Origin of the sequence: Paraburkholderia saeva, from assembly GCF_907164555.1 — a bacterium.
Lineage (GTDB): Bacteria > Pseudomonadota > Gammaproteobacteria > Burkholderiales > Burkholderiaceae > Paraburkholderia > Paraburkholderia saeva.
Genome location: NZ_CAJQZC010000008.1, coordinates 93,772 through 109,067, shown reverse-complemented (window position 1 = coordinate 109,067; position 15,296 = coordinate 93,772). Strand labels below are relative to the sequence as shown.

Genomic DNA, 15,296 nt, shown 5'->3' with positions numbered 1-15,296 from the left:
CAACGCAGCCGCACGCCGTGCGTCGCGGACCGCGACGCACGGCGTGCAGGCCGGACACAGCGTTACTTGGTCTTCTGCGCGCCGACTTCACGGTCCCATTTCTGGAACGCGGCAACCATCGCCGCGGCAGGCAACGGGAGCACGTGCGGACGCTCCGCGAGCAGCTTCGCGTACTCGGGGCGGCCGAACTTCTTCAACACGTCCTGGCTTTGCGCCGGCGCCTGCTCAACCGTCACGCCCTTGATCGCCGGGCCCGGATAGAAGTAGCCGTCGTCATAGGTCAAAGCCTGCTGCGCGGGTTCCAGCATGAAATTCATCAGCTTGTAGAGCACGTCGATCTTTTCTTTCGGCACGCCCTTCGGGATCACCATGTAGTGCGCGTCGTTGACCCACGTCATGTTGTCGAAGGCCTGCACGCGGAATTCGGCGGGCACGATGCCAAGCGCGCGCGGGTTGATGTCCCAGCCGGTCACGGTGACCGTCATGTCGCGCGTGCCTTCGCCCAGCTCCTTCATCACCGCCGACGTGCCGCCCGGATAGTACGGAATGCAGTCGTTCAGCTGCTTGAGGAACGCCCACGTCTTGTCCCAGCCGTTGATCGGGTCGTGCGGATCCTTGTCGCCGAGCACATATGGCAGACCCATCAGGAACGTGCGGCCCGGACCGGAGTTCGCCGGACGTGCATAGATCAGCTTGTTCGGATGTGCCTTGCACCATTGCAGCAACTGGTCAGGCGTTTTCGGCGGATCGCTGACTTTCGCCGGGTTGTATTCGATGAGCGGACCGGCCGGCATGTACGCCACTTCCAGGCCATAGCCCTGCGCGAGATCCTGCATCTTGCGCGGACCCGGCGCGTAGTTGTCGAGCACGCCGGGGAACGCAGCCGAATGATCAGGCAGCAGCTTTTCCCACAGATTCTGTTCGATGCCGGCAGCGAGCGCGTCGGTGCCGGTCAGCACGAGATCGATATCGGAGCGCCCCGCGGCCTGCATGGCCTTGATCTTGCCCGGCAGTTGCGGCGCCGGCGCGTTGGTGAACGTGATGTTCGAAACGAGGTTCGGGTACTTCGCCTTGAACGCCTCGAAGCCCTTTTGCGTCAGCTGAAGATCGCCGGCCACGTCGACGATGTTCAAGGTCACCGGGTCCGCCGCGCGCGCCGCCGGCGCGAACGTTGCGCCAACCGCCACACAGACAGCCGCCATCCTCACAGACAACCTGCCGGATAAAGTCATCGCATCTCCTCGCTTCTTTGGTATGGAAGTCCGTCGGTTCAGGTGCGCTGCCGACGGTACAGGTCTTGCCTTATCGAACATTGCCAACGCGACCATTTGACGTCAAGCAAATGATCCGTGACAGGTCACACTGCGACGCGCGGCGCAATCTCCGGCAATCCCTTTACAGACAACGATCCGATGCCATATCGACGTACGTGGGAACGCGCCGCTCTACGGGTTTAGCCCGATACTTGTCAGGCAACTTCGTGCGACAGAACGGGCGGCCTAGCCGCCTTTGACGCCCTGCGTGTTCACGTAGAGTGAATAGAGCCCGTGGCTCGCCGCCATGAAAAGCCGGTTGCGATGGCGCCCGCCAAAGCACACGTTCGCACAGCGCTCCGGCAACGCGATATGCCCGATTGCTTCACCGTGCGACGTGAATACGCGCACGCCGTCGAGCTCTTCGGTGCCCATGCCCCAGCCGCACCACAGGTTGCCGTGAATATCGACACGAAATCCGTCCGGCGTGCCGGCGCCTGCGTCGATCAGGATACGGTTGTTGTCGATGGTGCGGCCGTCGGCGGCGACGTCGAACACGCGGATCGTGCGCGGCGACTCGCGCGACGCGACCACATACAGCAGCGATTCGTCGGGCGAAAACGCGAGACCGTTCGGGCCTTCAATATCGTCGGCGATGAGCGTGATTTCGCCCGTCTGGCCGTCGATGCGGTACACGCACTGCGGCAATTCGGGTTCGGCCTTTTCGCCCTCGTAGAAACTGTCGATGCCGAAGCTCGGATCGGTGAACCAGATCGAGCCGTCCGACTTCACGACGAGGTCGTTCGGCGAATTCAGACGCTTGCCGAGATAGTTGTCGGCAAGCACGGTGATCGTGCCGTCGTATTCGGTGCGCGTCACGCGGCGCGTCAGGTGCTCGCAGCTCACGAGCCGTCCTTCGCGATCGCGCGTGTGGCCGTTTGCGTTGTTCGACGGCTGGCGGAATGGCGTCACGGCACCGGTTTGTTCGTCCCAGCGCAGGATGCGGTTGTTCGGAATATCGCTCCACAGCAGATAGCGTCCGTCGCCGAACCACACTGGGCCTTCGGACCAGCGCGTGCCCTGATACAGACATTCGACCGAAGCCGATGCAATGCGCAGCGCGTTGAAACGATGGTCGAGAACGCGGATGGCGGAATCGGGGTAGCGACGGCTGTTGTCTGTCATTGAACCTCCTTGTGCGTTTGTATCCGGTATGGCGAACGGCACGCGGCGTGTCACGGCGTTCGCGAAGGATCACGCCGCGCCGCTATGCCGTGGCGTGATCCGGCACATGCAGAACGGCCGCTCAGTGCTTGCCCAGTTCGCCGTCCAGCAGACGCCACAGCTTCAACGGATTGTCATCGTGCAGCGCTTCGGGCAGCAGCTCGGCTGGCAGATCCTGATAGCACACAGGCCGCAGGAAGCGGTCGATCGCGGTTGCGCCAACCGACGTTGCGCGCGCGTCCGACGTAGCGGGGAACGGCCCGCCATGCACCATTGCGTGCGACACCTCGACGCCCGTCGGGAATCCGTTCGCGAGAATCCGGCCGGCCTTGCGTTCGAGCGTCGGCAGCAGTTTGCGCGCGAGTGCGTAGTCTTCCGGTTCGAGTTGCAGCGTTGCCGTGAGCTGGCCTTCGACGTACCCCGCCACCCTGACCATTTCGTCGACATCGCGACACGTGACGATCAGCGAAGTCGGCCCGAAAATTTCATCTTCGAGTTCAGCCGCGGCAAGAAACTGCACGGCGTCGGTCAGGAACAACGCGGGCATCGCCGGACATGCGGCGCCCGTCTGCGTGCCCTGCGCGACGCTCTGCACGCCGCCCGTCTCGCCGCGCTGTTCGACCGCGGCCTTGTACGCCGATGCGATACCCGGCGAGAGCATCGTCTGCGCTTCCTTCTTTGCGAGCGCCTGGGCGGCGGTGTCGATGAACGCCTGCGTATGCGGGCCTTCGAGCACGATCACGAGCCCCGGGTTCGTGCAGAACTGGCCGACGCCGAGCGTCACCGAATCCACGAACGCCGAAGCGATTGCCGCGCCACGTCTGGCGAGTGCGCCGGGCAGCACGAAGAACGGATTGACGCTGCTCATTTCGGCGAACACGGGAATCGGCTCGCGACGCCTCGACGCGATGTCGACGAGCGCAAGCCCCCCGCGCCGCGACCCGGTGAAGCCAACCGATTTGATCGCCGGATGTGCAACGAGCGCCTCGCCCACCGCGTTGCCCGCGCCGACGACCAGCGAAAACACGCCCTCCGGCAGACCGGTTTCAGCGACCGCCTTCTGGATTGCGCGACCGACGAGTTCCGAGGTACCCAGATGCGCCGGATGCGCCTTCACGACGACCGGACAACCCGCCGCGAGCGCCGACGCGGTATCGCCGCCGGCAACCGAAAACGCGAGCGGGAAGTTGCTTGCGCCGAACACGGCGACAGGCCCAACCGGAATTTTCTGCAGACGCAGATCGGAACGCGGCAACGGCTTGCGCTCCGGCATGGCGGAATCGATCGTCGCGGTCAGCCAGCGGCCTTCGCGCACGAGCGAGGCGAACAGCTTCAACTGACCGACGGTGCGCCCGCGTTCGCCTTCGATACGCGCTTTCGGCAGCGCCGTTTCGATGTGCGCGCGCTCGATCAGTTCGTCGCCCAGCGCGAGGATGTTGCTGGCGATCGCCTCGAGAAAGCGCGCGCGTGTTTCGAGCGGCGCGCTGCGGTATGGATCGAACGCGAGCGCGGCGAGTTCACACGCCCGGTCGACATCGACTGCGCTGCCCGCACCGAACGGCGGCTCGATCTCCACGTTGTGGACGGGGTCGAACGCGCGCAGCGTGCCCTCGGCGCCGCGTACGGCGGATGCGCCGATGAGCATCTCTCCTGTGATCTGCATCTTGAAACTCCAGTCGGGCGCTGCGGGCGACGCCTGCGCTCACCGCGCAGCGCAATTCAGATAGTGGGAAGCGCCGCCGGGCAAGGCCCGGCTACGCGGCGTTCTGACGCTCGAACGCAAGGAGCGCTTCGGTTGCAGCCGCGATCTTCGCATGATGCTCGACTGGCGTCGAACTGAGGAGCGGCAGGATCGCGCCCATATTGGCGATCTTCGAGAACGTCACCGCATCGTGCAACACGCGGATCAGCGAAATGTCGTCGCGCAGCGTTTCAAGCGGCATGAACGCTTCGTAGATGCGCGCGGCTTCGTCCGCGCGGTCTTCTTTCGCGGCGCGCAGCAGCGCCATGACTGCGTGCGGCGCGATGCAGCCCGAACCCGTGGTCCAGGCCGCGAGGCCGAAATCGCGCACATGCACGAGCGCGGGGCGCTCGCCCATCCCGGAGATCACCTTCGCCGGATGCACGCTTTCGAGCAGACGCGTCAGATAGACGTCGTCAGCCGGGTTGTCGCGAACGATCGCGTATTTGACGGCAATCAGCGTGCCGCGATCGAGCAGGCGCGTGAGCGCGTCGACATCGACATAGTTCTCGTTCTTGATATAGAGCGTCAGCGGCATGCCCGCCACATCGGCGATACGCGCGAGGCCTTCCTCCACACCTTCAGACGTTGTAAAGCCTGTGAGCGGCAGGACCATCGCGGTGCAGTACTGCGTCTGCGCGAGGATGCGTGCCTGGTCGAGCATCTTGCCGTAGTCGGGTCCGATGGCCGGAATCACGCGCGTATCCGGGCCGGCGCTTTCGGCGAGCAGATCGAGCAGATCGCGATATTCGCTGACCGCGACGTGGTAGAGATTCGCGTTGCCGCCATACAGCAGCGTGCGCACGCCGCCGGACTCGATGTGCCGGATGAGCTTCAGGTTCTCCGCGGCGTCGAGCGAGTAGTCGGCGCCGCGGGCAAGCGGGGGGACCGCCATCACGCTGGCGGCGAACTCACGACCGGAAATCGGGGAGACGTTCATGGGACCTCGGCAGGCGCACCAATTCGATGATTGATCGCCAAATTAGCACCGCCCGGCAAATGTTGTCAAACAAATTTATCTCGACATGGGTGCACCACATTTCAGCCGGTTGTCGTCGCAATGCAGCATGAAAGGAGACGTTTTCGCAGGATTTTGCGGAAAACTCCGCGTTCCCCCGGTCGCGCCATTACTCTCACATGCATCAATTTCGTATGACAACACACGCGATTTGAATGCGGATTTCTTTCAACGCCCAGATTGAAATCTTTTGCCAATTACATCAGAAGGGTTTTTCAGCGTTGAATCAATCCGGACCGGATTAAAGCTGTTTCAAAACGCCGACATTTGTCGGCTGCGTTTTTGCCGATATAGCGCCTGAGGCTCGCTCCGCCGGGAGGCCCACTGGCCGCGGCTCTGCAAAAAGCAAAAAATCCGCTCAAATCGCCGCTGTCGATTTGCTGAATACTCATACAAATGCGCGAGCGGAATAAAAAAATGGTGATAGATTAGTGAAAACAGAGAGTCGCGAATCATGAATTCGCGTCGTTCTTGTCAGCGGTTTGGCCTGCCGCGATTTCAGGGAGCCGTAAGTGTCACTACATTTCATTGAGCAGATGTCACCGCTGCTCGAGGCCACTGATGAAGCCGCGTGGTTCGACGCCATCGTCCGTCTCGCCGACGGATGGGGCTTCAATCAGGTTCTGCTGGCGATGCTGCCACGGCCGGGCATCCGCCTGGAGGACGCATATGTGCGCAGCACGTACCCTACGTCCTGGCGGCGCGCCTACGACGAGCAGGGCCTCATGCATATCGATCCCACCGTCTCGCATTGCGCGACGCGCGCGTCGCCGCTGGTGTGGTCGCCTGAGATCTTCACGACCGCACCCCAGCAATCGATGTACGAGGAAGCCCGGGCGTACGGCCTGCGCGCAGGCGTGACGTTGCCGGTTCACGGGCCGCGACAGGAAGCGGGCATGTTGTGCTTCGTCAATGACAGCATGCCAACCGATGCGTTCTGGCGACATGTCGACGTGGCGTTGCCGAATCTCGTGTTGCTGCGCGATCTGGTGATCGACACGAGCCAGCGTCACGTGAGCGCGCACACGCAGGAGCTGATTCCAAAGCTCACCCCGCGTGAACGCGAATGTTTGAAGTGGACTGCGCGCGGCAAGTCCACATGGGAGATTTCACACATCCTCAACTGCTCGGAAGCAGTCGTGAACTTTCACATGAAGAACATCCGTGCGAAGTTCGGCGTGAACTCGCGGCGTGCGGCCGCGGTCATCGCAACGCAGCTCGGCGTTATTGATCCAGCCTGACAAGGTCGGAGACCTTGTGATCGTGCAGCGCGCGCTCCGCCCGGCCGAGATCACTGTCCGAGATGGTTTTCGTGAAGTAGAGGCCAAGCAGGATTGCCACGGGCGCCGGAATTTCCGCGCCGGATTCGAAGCGGCTGCCACGCGACTGCGTCACGCCAAAGCGCGCCCAGAAACGCCGCTGACTCTCTTTCTTCTTTTTGCGAAACGCGATGATGAGCACGCGGTCCACCGGTGACGATGGCTCCTGCAGCCGCTCTGGCGTGCTCGCGCGACGTGCCGGTTGCCAATAATTTTCGAGTAGTTCCATGATGTCCACCTGGTTGAATGGCTATCGCCGGGATCGATAAATTGATTCTCCACGGACCAGCGAACGGGGCACACCTATCCAGGTAGGTAGGTAGTTTTTCTACCCGAAATGCATAAGTTTCCATGCGTATTGGCTGACCAACACGTAAGGGAGAACGACATGCAAGCAGCGATCCGGATTGGCCTGCGTCAGGAATTTGACAACGATCACATCAACGAGATGTACCGGCTGCGTGCCCGGGTGTTTCACGGACGCCTCGGATGGGATATTCCGACCATCGCCGGGATGGAGATCGACGGCTACGACGCACTCGGGCCGCATTACATGCTCATCCAGGACAAGGGGGGCGCCGTGCGCGGCTGCTGGCGCCTGATGCCAACGGAGGGGCCGAACATGCTGAAGGACACGTTCCCGCAACTGCTGCATGGCGACGCGGCGCCGGTCGGACGGCACATCTGGGAACTGAGCCGCTTTGTCGTCGATACCGGCGGCGAAGAGCAAACGTTTGGCTTCGCCGATCTGACGATGCACGCCATCCACGAACTCGTGACTTTCGCCGACCAGATGGGCATCACGCGCTACGTGACCGTCACGACGACGCCCATCGAACGGCTGCTGCGCAAAACCGGTATCGAACTGCGCAGGCTCGGGCCGCCGCTGCGCATCGGCGTGGAGAACGCGGTGGCGCTGGAGATCGCGGTCAGTCCGCAGACGCGGGCCGCACTGTTTGGCCCGATGGCCGCGGCAGCGTGACCGGATGTCGTGCTGATGCCGGATGGCTGCGGGGAAACCGTTCAGCAGGTGAACCGCGGATGGAAGCTGCGGCAAGCCGGATTCGGTCCGACGCCGGTCCGGTCCTCGCCGCGCTTACGAACCGAACATCCGGTCGAGCGCGTTTTCGAGGTGCGCGCGCATGGCCTGACCGGCCGCTGCGGAGTCCTTGTTGCGGATCGCTTCCAGCACGGCCAGATGCTCGCGCTGCACGAGACGTTGCCGCTCCAGCGTCTTCACCAGCGACAGGTTGCGCGAGAGGTTCATGCTGAACACGATCTGCTCTTCGATGAACGACATCACGGTGATGAAAAACTGGTTCTTCGACGCCCGCGCGACGGCCAGATGAAACGTGAAATCGTCGCGCGCGCCGATGCCCTGTGTTTCGATGATGCGCTCGAGCTCCTCCCACGCGTGCTGGATGGCGGCGATATCGTCGCTGTCGGCCTGCTGTGCGGCGAGCGCCGCCGCGCCCGCCTCGGTGACGATGCGGAACTCGTAACAACGACGGATATCGGAGAGCGTTTCGAGCGGCGCAAAGCGTCGCACGTCCGGATCGGGACGGCGCGCGACTGTGGTTCCCGAACCGTGACGCGTGACGATGATCCCGTCGGCGCGCAGCCTCGCCAGCGCTTCACGCACCGTGGGGCGCGACGTTTCGAAACGTTCGGCCAACGCGTGCTCGGTCGGCAGGCGCTCACCTTCCTTGTACTCCCCTTCAAGGATCTGGTTCAGGATATCGCCGTAGATCTTGTCAGGCAGACCTGAGGATTTGCGCTCGTTCATCGTCGATGTCGTAGCTTGTCTGAATAGGTCTCGATTGTAAGGCAAACTGGACCAATCACTGGCCAGATTCTGATTGACGGCAAGCCGTTTGTCAGCGGAAAGCCATGTCAGGTCTTGATCGGGTCCTTCCTTGCGGTCAAGACAAATGACCTGACCACTTGATTTACATCAAGGCACTTTCGCCGCTTTTCGGCGATCATTTAAGCCGACGTTTGATTCAGCGCATATCGGGTTACATCCCGCATGACATCTCATGTGCGCGCATCGCTTCTTTCTTCCGGGTCATTGCGCATCCTGTGCCGACCCACATGCCGCGGAGGTTTTATGTACTCACGTATCCTGGTTGCGGTCGACGGCAGCGATACCTCGCGCCGCGCGTTCCACGCTGCGCTCGGTCTCGCAAAGTCAAACGGTGCAGTCCTGCGGGCGTTTTACGTCGTTGAAAATACGCCGATGTATTTCGAGGCGCCTGGCTACGACCCGTCGGTCCTGCGCAACAGCCTGATCGAGCAGGGAAAGGAGCTGAACGCGGCGCTGCTTCAGGCCATGCGCGAAGCCGGCGTGCAGGGCGACGTCGCGACAGACGAAGCTTCATCGATTGAAGACGTCTCCGTGGTCGTGCTCGCGGCGGCGGCTGCGTTCAATGCCGATCTACTGGTCATGGGCACACACGGCCGGCGCGGCTTCCAGCGGCTGATTCTGGGCAGTGTCGCCGAGCGCTGTGTGCGCCAGGCGAAGCTGCCGGTACTGCTGGTGCCTTCGGCCGCCGGCGACGCGCAGGCTTCGCCGCAACAGGCAGGCGCCGCCTGACCTTTTCAAGACACGAGTCCCACCTGGCCGCGCGTCCTTTTGTCGCTCAGGGCGCCCAGAGGCCGGTGGGACAATCAGGGCAACATCACTTTCCGGGCTATTCGATCATGCTCCATCCCATCGCGCTTCCTCCGTCCGCCGGGCATCGACCTGTTCGCGCCACCGCGCCCGCGCGTGCGCGCCGCGACGTTGCCCGCTGCTCGACCTGCGCGATGCGACAGCTCTGCATGCCGCAGGGCGTGTGTGCCGAAGACCTGCCGAAACTTGAAGCGCTCATCTGTAACGCACGCGCCGTGCGTCGCGGCGAAGTGCTGTTTCGCACGGGCGATCCGTTCGACAACCTGTATGCCGTACGGTCGGGTGCATTGAAAACGGTGATGGCACATCGCCTCGGCCGGGAACAGGTGACCGGGCTGAAGCTCGCGGGTGAACCCCTCGGCCTCGACGGTATCAGTACCGACGCGCACGCATGCAGTGCGATCGCGCTCGAAGACAGTTCCGTGTGCATCGTGCCGTACCCCGAGTTGAAGCGTCTTTGCCGCGAAATCGGCACGATGCAGGACCGATTGCACAAACTGATGGGCGAACAGATCGTGCGCGAGGCAAAGCAGATGATGGTGCTCGGCTCGCAGAGCGCCGACGAACGCGTCGCCGCGCTACTGCTGGACATATCGGAGCGCAACGCACAGCGCGGCTATTCGTCGAACGAATTCAACCTGCGCATGACGCGCGATGAAATGGGCAGCTATCTCGGCATCACGCTCGAAACGGTGAGCCGCACGCTGTCAAGATTTCAAAAGCGTGGCCTGATCGACACGCAGGGCAAATTCATCCGCATCGTCGATTTCGATGGTTTGCGGCAGGTATAGACCGCCGCAGATACGCCGTCGCTCCCGGCCAGAACGGCCATTTCCCCCGGCGCGTGGCCGCGCGCCATATTGGGCGGGCGTCAGGCCAGTCACCCGTTCGCGATACATTTCGCCTTGGCATGCCTTCTGCAAGCAGGTACAGTTTCAGACTGTCCCCTAGCAGGAGACCCGGTGCAATGAATCGCGAACCCGCCTTGCAGCACCCGCTCATCCATCGACTCATCGAAGCCCGCCGCGTCACTGACGCGTTGTTTGCTGTCATCAAACCCGAGTTCCTCTACGAACGTCCGATCCGCGAACGACACCGGATCGTGTTCTATATTGGCCATCTCGAAGCGTTCGACCGGAACCTCTTCGACCGGCGACTGTTCGATCTTCCCGCGTTGAGTGCTGAACTCGACCAGTTGTTCGCGTTCGGCATCGACCCTGTCGACGGCGGGTTTCCAACTGACGTGCCGACTGACTGGCCATCGCTTGAAGTAGTCGGGGCGTACGCCGCCGGCGCGCGCGCGCAGATCGATCACGCGCTCGCGTCGCTCGAACTCGTGCCCGAAGGCATGCGCACGGCCTCCGCCGAACAGCTCTTGCACGTCGCGATCGAGCACCGGCTGATGCACGCTGAAACGCTTGCGTACATGCTGCATCAGTTGCCTCTCGAGCAAAAAGTTGCGCCGCCGTCATCCGTCACAGAACCCCCGGCGGGTCTGCCGGACGATGGCATGGTCAGCGTGCCCGCTGGCGTAACCGTGCTCGGCATGGATCGCGAAGAGGGCGTCTTCGGGTGGGACAACGAGTTTGGCGAATTGCGTGTCGACGTGCCCGCATTCGAGATCGACCGCCACATGGTGACGAACGGCGCGTATCGCGCGTTCGTCGAAGCGGGCGGCTATCGCGATCCATCGCTGTGGAGCGGGAAGGACTGGGCGTGGAAGGAAGCCGAACACATCGAACATCCAGCGGGCTGGTCGCTTGCTACGCGGCACGGCGAGCGTGCGTGGAAGTTGCGCACGATGTTCGATGACATCGCTTTGCCCGAACACTGGCCGGTCTATGTGAGCCACGCCGAAGCGAGCGCGTACGCGCGCTGGGCCGGCAAGGCCCTGCCGACCGAAGCGCAGTGGCAGCGCGCAGCGCACGGCGCGCCCCACGCCAGATCGGGCAATTTCGATTTTCGTAGCTGGAATCCGCAGGACGTTCACGCGCATCGGGACAACGTCAGCGCGTTCGGCGTCGTCGGGCAGTTTGGCAACGGCTGGGAATGGACCTCGACGGTGTTCGATGCGCTACCGGGCTTCGACGCGTTTCCGTTTTACCTCGGCTATTCGGCGAACTTTTTCGACGGGCAGCATTACGTGCTCAAGGGCGGCTCGGCACGCACCGCGGCGTGCATGCTGCGCGCGACGTTCCGCAACTGGTTCCAGCCGCACTATCAATATGTGTATGCGGGGTTTCGCTGCGTGCGAAATTTGACCCCGGCGTAACGAACAGAGCGAATCGGGCTCGAACAAAAACACTCGAAGAATCCGCTTTCACAACAAGAGAGTCCGATGGAAGTTCTGGGCCGCCTGCGCGGTTTTTCGCTACCGGTCACCGCCGAGGCAGGCATCCTTGTCATGGTCGCGACGACCGCCACGTTCGCGGCCAGCGATGCCACCGTCAAGGTCATTGGCGCCGCAGTGCCGCTTCTGGCGCTGCTGCTGGTGCGCTACTTCTTCCAGGCTGTCGTGCTCGGCGTCTGGCAGACGCAGCGCGGCGCCGTGCACTTTCTCAACACCGGCGCGCTGAAGCTGCAGGTGCTGCGCGCATTCCTGCTGCTGTCAAATTCAGCCTGCACGTTCGCCGGACTGCGCTATCTCCCGCTGCCTGTCACAACCGCGCTTGCGATGATGGCCCCGCTCATCACCACGCTACTTGCCGCGACCGTGCTCAATGAAGACGTGCCGCGTAGCAAGTGGGCCATGGTCGTGCTGGGTTTCATCGGGATGCTGATGGTGGTGCGCCCGGGTAGCGGGCAGTTCAGCTGGACCGTGATTTTTCCGATCGGCGCGGCAACGACGTTCGCGTGCTTTCAGGTTGCGTCGAGCAAGCTCTCGAAAAGCGGCGACCCCATCACCACGAATTTTCTGACCGCGCTCGTCGCAACCGTCGCGCTTGCGCTTCTGCTCTGGGCCGATCAGGCGACGATGCTTCCGGAAATGGGACGCGTGCGCTTCGGAAGCTGGTTGCTCGTGCTGCTGATGGCATCGCTCGCGACGTTCGGGCACGTGTTGATGCTTCAGGCGTTGCGCCGCGCGCCGCTCGCGCTCCTCACGCCATTTGGTTACGCGCAGCTCGCTTTTGCGACACTTTTCAGCTGGGTGCTGTTCAGCCAGATACCCGATCTGTGGACCGGCCTCGGCATGATCGTGATCGCACTGGGCGGTATCGGCACCGTCCTTTTGCATTCGCGCGCACGCGCGGCCTGAGACCGGAAGGGCTCTGCGGTCAACGTCGCGACGTGATCCGCCTGTCACGCGCAAAACGCGTGACAGGCGTGCCTGCTTCATCCGCTCACTGACGCTCGATCACGACTTCAAGGTATTCGCTCGGCAGAACGAGCCCGTCGTCACCGGATCGGTTGCTGCTCGCGATCAGCGCCATCAGGTCCTGATTGAACGCTGCCTGTTTCTCTGCGTCGAGCGCGCCGAAGGCTTTGTTGATCGGGCCGTACCACGTGCGGAATACGTCGATCCAGTGCTCCGGTGAGCGATAGCGAAATACAAACGCGCGCTCAGTCGTATGGATCTTCCGCGCGGTCGCGCCGAACAGTTCTTCCAGCCGCGAGGCGGTGCCCCACAGCGCCGGCGATTTCACACCCGTGGCCGGTGGAATGTACTTGCCGATCGTCTTGAACACCTGACCGATGAAACTCTCCGGTGTCCAGTTTGCGAGGCCGATCTTGCCGCCGGGCCTGCACACGCGCGCAAGTTCGCTGGCGGCTTTCGCCTGGTCCGGCGTGAACATCACGCCGAACGTCGACATCACCACGTCGAATGAAGCGTCGGCGAATGGCAGGTTTTCCGCATCGGCTTCCTGAAAATGGATCGTGTGACCCTCGGCCTGCGCGCGTGCCTTGCCTGCTTCGAGCAACGCGGGCACGTAGTCGGTCGAGGTGACCTCCGCCCAGCGACGCGCCGCCGCAAGCGTTGCATTGCCGTTGCCGGCAGCGACATCGAGCACGCGCGCGCCGGAACGCAGATCGAGCGCCTCGCACAGATTTTCGCCGACGATCTGCAACGTCGTGCCGACAACCGCATAGTTGCCCGCCGACCACGCGACCTGCTGACGCGTCTTGATCGCGGCAAGATCGACCGTTGGTGCAGGCGTGGAAACCGGGGATGTAGAGACTTCTGAAGGCATAGCTGAACTCCAGTTAAAGCAGACGCAAACCGGCACGCGCAGGCACGTCCAAACATCACACGCAAACCCGCACGCAAGGCTGAAGAAACGAAATCCGCGGCCGCGCTATTCCGCGACGGTCAAACCGGAGCCGCCCATTTCCTTCGGAAAGTCCTTCATTTTGGGCAAGCCATCTTTCATCCGCAGTTTCGTTTCCTGGTAGTTGACGTGGATGCCGGCTTCGTACGGAAAGTCGGGAATGGATGCCGCATAGACATCCGTGACGCCCATGCCGGGATGCTCGGTGAAGATATGGCCGCCGCACGTTTTGCACCACTTGCGAAAACTGTTCTCGGTTTTGTTGTAAGTGCCGATATTGTCCGCGCCGCGTGTGATGTGGACCGATTCCGGTTTCCAGAGCGTGAACGCGTTCACCGGCCCCGCCGACCAGCTTCGACACGAGTCACAATGACAATAGCCCATGCCTTCCGGTTTTCCGGTGACCGTGAACTGGACGGCACCGCAAAAACAGCTACCTGTGTACGTCTTTTCATTACTCATCAAGTGTCTCCTTGGTGACAGGTCCCCGCCCCCATGAGAACGACCGCTGCTTTCGTCGCGCTGCGCGTTGTTGCGGGCCGGGGTGAATGCTAGTATCTGCGCGTCGGTCGTGTTGATAAACGATCAGGCGTCCAGATTTCTTGAGCAGGACGCCGGAATTGATGTATTGACGGACACCATCATGGACGCAGTTTCGGATGTGCTTCGTGTCGTGCGCCTGAGCGGCGCGGTCTTTCTCAACGCGGAATTTTCCGCGCCATGGAGTCTGATTGGCCGCACGGATTCGACACTGTGTTCGTCATACCTGCCCGCGTCCGATCGCATCGTTTCCTATCATCTGATCATCGAAGGCAGTTGCTGGGCGCAGTTGCCCGGTGTCCCCGATTCGGCCGTTCATCTCAATGCTGGCGAGCTGCTCGTCGTGCCGCAAGGCGAAACACACGTGATGGGGAGCGCGCTCGATCTCGAACCGGTGCCATCGGCGAGTCTGCTCGCGGATCAGTTCAACGCGTCACCGGGCCAGGTGATGAAGCTCTCGCATGGCGGCGGCGGTGCGCGCACGCAGGTGGTATGCGGTTTTCTCGCCTGTGACGACGTGGCGAGCAACCCGCTTCTTTCGGCGTTGCCGCGCATCTTCAAGATCGACATGCGCAATGATCCACAGAGCGCGTGGCTCGAATCCTCAGTCAAATTCGCCGCCGCCGAGGCCGCCGAATCGCGTGCGGGCAGTTCGATCATTCTCGCGCGGCTCTCCGAACTGCTGTTCGTCGAAGCGGTGCGGCGCTGCATCGACGCATTGCCGGACAACCAGAAAGGCTGGCTCGCCGGCGTGCGCGACCGCTTTGTCGGGCGCGCGCTGTCGATGCTGCACGCGCAACCGGCACACGCATGGACCGTCGAAGATCTCGCGCGCAAGGTCGGGCTGTCGCGCTCGGCGCTCGCGCAACGATTCAGCGACCTGATAGGCCAGCCGCCGATGCAGTATCTCGCGCGCTGGCGTCTGCAGATTGCAGCGCAGCAATTGCTGGCGGGTGACACCTCGCTCGCCGCGATCGCGGGACAGATTGGCTACGATTCGGAGGCGGCGTTCAACCGCGCGTTCAGACGCGAGTTCGGCATGCCGCCTGCCGCATGGCGAAAAAACCACCGGCAGCACATCGATGGGGACGCACCAGCCAGGGCCACGCCGCCGCCCGCGGTGAAAAACGCCCTCGTCCACGCTTCGCCGGCTGGCGGCCGGTAGTCGAAACATCGCACGACTGCCGCGCGTTCTGGCGGAAACTGCATCTGCTGGCGCGCCGCACGGCGTTTTGCCCCCAGTGATAACATCGGACGCC

The 15,296-nt window shown here is 62.6% G+C and carries 15 protein-coding genes; 7 read left to right on the top strand and 8 right to left on the bottom strand.

What is annotated here, in order from left to right:
• Window positions 1–62: 62 nt before the first annotated feature.
• The 4 genes from LPA36_RS20570 to LPA36_RS20555 all read right to left on the bottom strand — a co-directional run bounded on the left by LPA36_RS20570 (window position 63) and on the right by LPA36_RS20555 (window position 5,158).
• The gene (locus tag LPA36_RS20570) at window positions 63–1,232 is read right to left on the bottom strand and encodes an ABC transporter substrate-binding protein (protein WP_228880771.1); all 1,170 of its coding nucleotides are present in this window, start codon (window positions 1,230–1,232) and stop codon (window positions 63–65) included.
• A 267-nt stretch (window positions 1,233–1,499) separates the two neighbouring features.
• Entirely contained in the window at window positions 1,500–2,438 is a 939-nt protein-coding gene (locus LPA36_RS20565) for an SMP-30/gluconolactonase/LRE family protein (RefSeq protein ID WP_228880769.1), read from the bottom strand.
• Between the two features lie 121 nt (window positions 2,439–2,559).
• Complete coding sequence (locus tag LPA36_RS20560; RefSeq protein ID WP_228880766.1) at window positions 2,560–4,140, bottom strand: aldehyde dehydrogenase (NADP(+)); 1,581 nt, start codon at window positions 4,138–4,140, stop codon at window positions 2,560–2,562.
• 91 nt (window positions 4,141–4,231) lie between these two features.
• On the bottom strand, window positions 4,232–5,158 hold the full coding sequence (locus LPA36_RS20555; protein WP_228880764.1) for a dihydrodipicolinate synthase family protein: 927 nt from the start codon (window positions 5,156–5,158) through the stop codon (window positions 4,232–4,234).
• 614 nt (window positions 5,159–5,772) lie between these two features.
• Between LPA36_RS20555 and LPA36_RS20550 the strand changes: the two genes are divergently transcribed.
• Window positions 5,773–6,477, top strand: coding sequence for a helix-turn-helix transcriptional regulator (locus tag LPA36_RS20550; RefSeq protein ID WP_228881137.1), 705 nt, complete (start codon window positions 5,773–5,775; stop codon window positions 6,475–6,477).
• Here the strand turns inward: LPA36_RS20550 and LPA36_RS20545 are convergent.
• Complete coding sequence (locus LPA36_RS20545; protein ID WP_228880761.1) at window positions 6,461–6,784, bottom strand: helix-turn-helix domain-containing protein; 324 nt, start codon at window positions 6,782–6,784, stop codon at window positions 6,461–6,463. The genes LPA36_RS20550 and LPA36_RS20545 overlap by 17 nt on opposite strands.
• A gap of 159 nt (window positions 6,785–6,943) precedes the next feature.
• Here LPA36_RS20545 and LPA36_RS20540 point away from each other — a divergent pair, with 159 nt between their 5' ends.
• Window positions 6,944–7,537 carry an acyl-homoserine-lactone synthase gene (locus tag LPA36_RS20540; RefSeq protein WP_228880758.1) on the top strand — a complete coding sequence of 198 codons (594 nt, stop codon included), beginning with the start codon at window positions 6,944–6,946 and terminating at the stop codon, window positions 7,535–7,537.
• Between the two features lie 114 nt (window positions 7,538–7,651).
• On the opposite strand, the gene LPA36_RS20535 is transcribed toward LPA36_RS20540, so the two are convergent.
• Window positions 7,652–8,341: a FadR/GntR family transcriptional regulator gene (locus LPA36_RS20535; RefSeq protein WP_228880756.1), complete on the bottom strand. Its 690-nt coding sequence runs from the start codon at window positions 8,339–8,341 to the stop codon at window positions 7,652–7,654.
• A gap of 324 nt (window positions 8,342–8,665) precedes the next feature.
• On the opposite strand from LPA36_RS20535, the gene LPA36_RS20530 reads away from it, so the two are divergent.
• From LPA36_RS20530 to LPA36_RS20515, 4 genes are all read left to right on the top strand, one after another.
• Complete coding sequence (locus LPA36_RS20530) at window positions 8,666–9,151, top strand: universal stress protein (protein ID WP_228880753.1); 486 nt, start codon at window positions 8,666–8,668, stop codon at window positions 9,149–9,151.
• A 107-nt stretch (window positions 9,152–9,258) separates the two neighbouring features.
• Entirely contained in the window at window positions 9,259–10,020 is a 762-nt protein-coding gene (locus tag LPA36_RS20525) for a helix-turn-helix domain-containing protein (protein ID WP_228880750.1), read from the top strand.
• Window positions 10,021–10,196: 176 nt separating this feature from the next.
• Window positions 10,197–11,501, top strand: coding sequence for an SUMF1/EgtB/PvdO family nonheme iron enzyme (locus tag LPA36_RS20520; RefSeq protein WP_228880747.1), 1,305 nt, complete (start codon window positions 10,197–10,199; stop codon window positions 11,499–11,501).
• A 66-nt stretch (window positions 11,502–11,567) separates the two neighbouring features.
• Window positions 11,568–12,485: a DMT family transporter gene (locus LPA36_RS20515; RefSeq protein WP_228880744.1), complete on the top strand. Its 918-nt coding sequence runs from the start codon at window positions 11,568–11,570 to the stop codon at window positions 12,483–12,485.
• Window positions 12,486–12,570: 85 nt separating this feature from the next.
• Here the strand turns inward: LPA36_RS20515 and LPA36_RS20510 are convergent, their stop codons facing one another.
• The gene (locus LPA36_RS20510) at window positions 12,571–13,419 is read right to left on the bottom strand and encodes a class I SAM-dependent methyltransferase (RefSeq protein ID WP_228880739.1); all 849 of its coding nucleotides are present in this window, start codon (window positions 13,417–13,419) and stop codon (window positions 12,571–12,573) included.
• Window positions 13,420–13,524: 105 nt separating this feature from the next.
• A complete protein-coding gene (locus tag LPA36_RS20505; protein ID WP_228880736.1) occupies window positions 13,525–13,959 on the bottom strand; it encodes a GFA family protein in 435 nt (144 codons plus the stop codon).
• A gap of 181 nt (window positions 13,960–14,140) precedes the next feature.
• Between LPA36_RS20505 and LPA36_RS20500 the strand changes: the two genes are divergently transcribed.
• Complete coding sequence (locus LPA36_RS20500) at window positions 14,141–15,202, top strand: AraC family transcriptional regulator (RefSeq protein WP_228880733.1); 1,062 nt, start codon at window positions 14,141–14,143, stop codon at window positions 15,200–15,202.
• The last annotated feature ends 94 nt before the right edge of the window (window positions 15,203–15,296 follow it).

Coding starts and splice junctions, on each gene's coding strand:
- LPA36_RS20570 (WP_228880771.1), bottom strand. CDS start 1,232: ATGACTTTATCCGGCAGGTTGTCTGTGAGGATGGCGGCTGTCTGTGTG.
- LPA36_RS20565 (WP_228880769.1), bottom strand. CDS start 2,438: ATGACAGACAACAGCCGTCGCTACCCCGATTCCGCCATCCGCGTTCTC.
- LPA36_RS20560 (WP_228880766.1), bottom strand. CDS start 4,140: ATGCAGATCACAGGAGAGATGCTCATCGGCGCATCCGCCGTACGCGGC.
- LPA36_RS20555 (WP_228880764.1), bottom strand. CDS start 5,158: ATGAACGTCTCCCCGATTTCCGGTCGTGAGTTCGCCGCCAGCGTGATG.
- LPA36_RS20550 (WP_228881137.1), top strand. CDS start 5,773: ATGTCACCGCTGCTCGAGGCCACTGATGAAGCCGCGTGGTTCGACGCC.
- LPA36_RS20545 (WP_228880761.1), bottom strand. CDS start 6,784: ATGGAACTACTCGAAAATTATTGGCAACCGGCACGTCGCGCGAGCACG.
- LPA36_RS20540 (WP_228880758.1), top strand. CDS start 6,944: ATGCAAGCAGCGATCCGGATTGGCCTGCGTCAGGAATTTGACAACGAT.
- LPA36_RS20535 (WP_228880756.1), bottom strand. CDS start 8,341: ATGAACGAGCGCAAATCCTCAGGTCTGCCTGACAAGATCTACGGCGAT.
- LPA36_RS20530 (WP_228880753.1), top strand. CDS start 8,666: ATGTACTCACGTATCCTGGTTGCGGTCGACGGCAGCGATACCTCGCGC.
- LPA36_RS20525 (WP_228880750.1), top strand. CDS start 9,259: ATGCTCCATCCCATCGCGCTTCCTCCGTCCGCCGGGCATCGACCTGTT.
- LPA36_RS20520 (WP_228880747.1), top strand. CDS start 10,197: ATGAATCGCGAACCCGCCTTGCAGCACCCGCTCATCCATCGACTCATC.
- LPA36_RS20515 (WP_228880744.1), top strand. CDS start 11,568: ATGGAAGTTCTGGGCCGCCTGCGCGGTTTTTCGCTACCGGTCACCGCC.
- LPA36_RS20510 (WP_228880739.1), bottom strand. CDS start 13,419: ATGCCTTCAGAAGTCTCTACATCCCCGGTTTCCACGCCTGCACCAACG.
- LPA36_RS20505 (WP_228880736.1), bottom strand. CDS start 13,959: ATGAGTAATGAAAAGACGTACACAGGTAGCTGTTTTTGCGGTGCCGTC.
- LPA36_RS20500 (WP_228880733.1), top strand. CDS start 14,141: ATGGACGCAGTTTCGGATGTGCTTCGTGTCGTGCGCCTGAGCGGCGCG.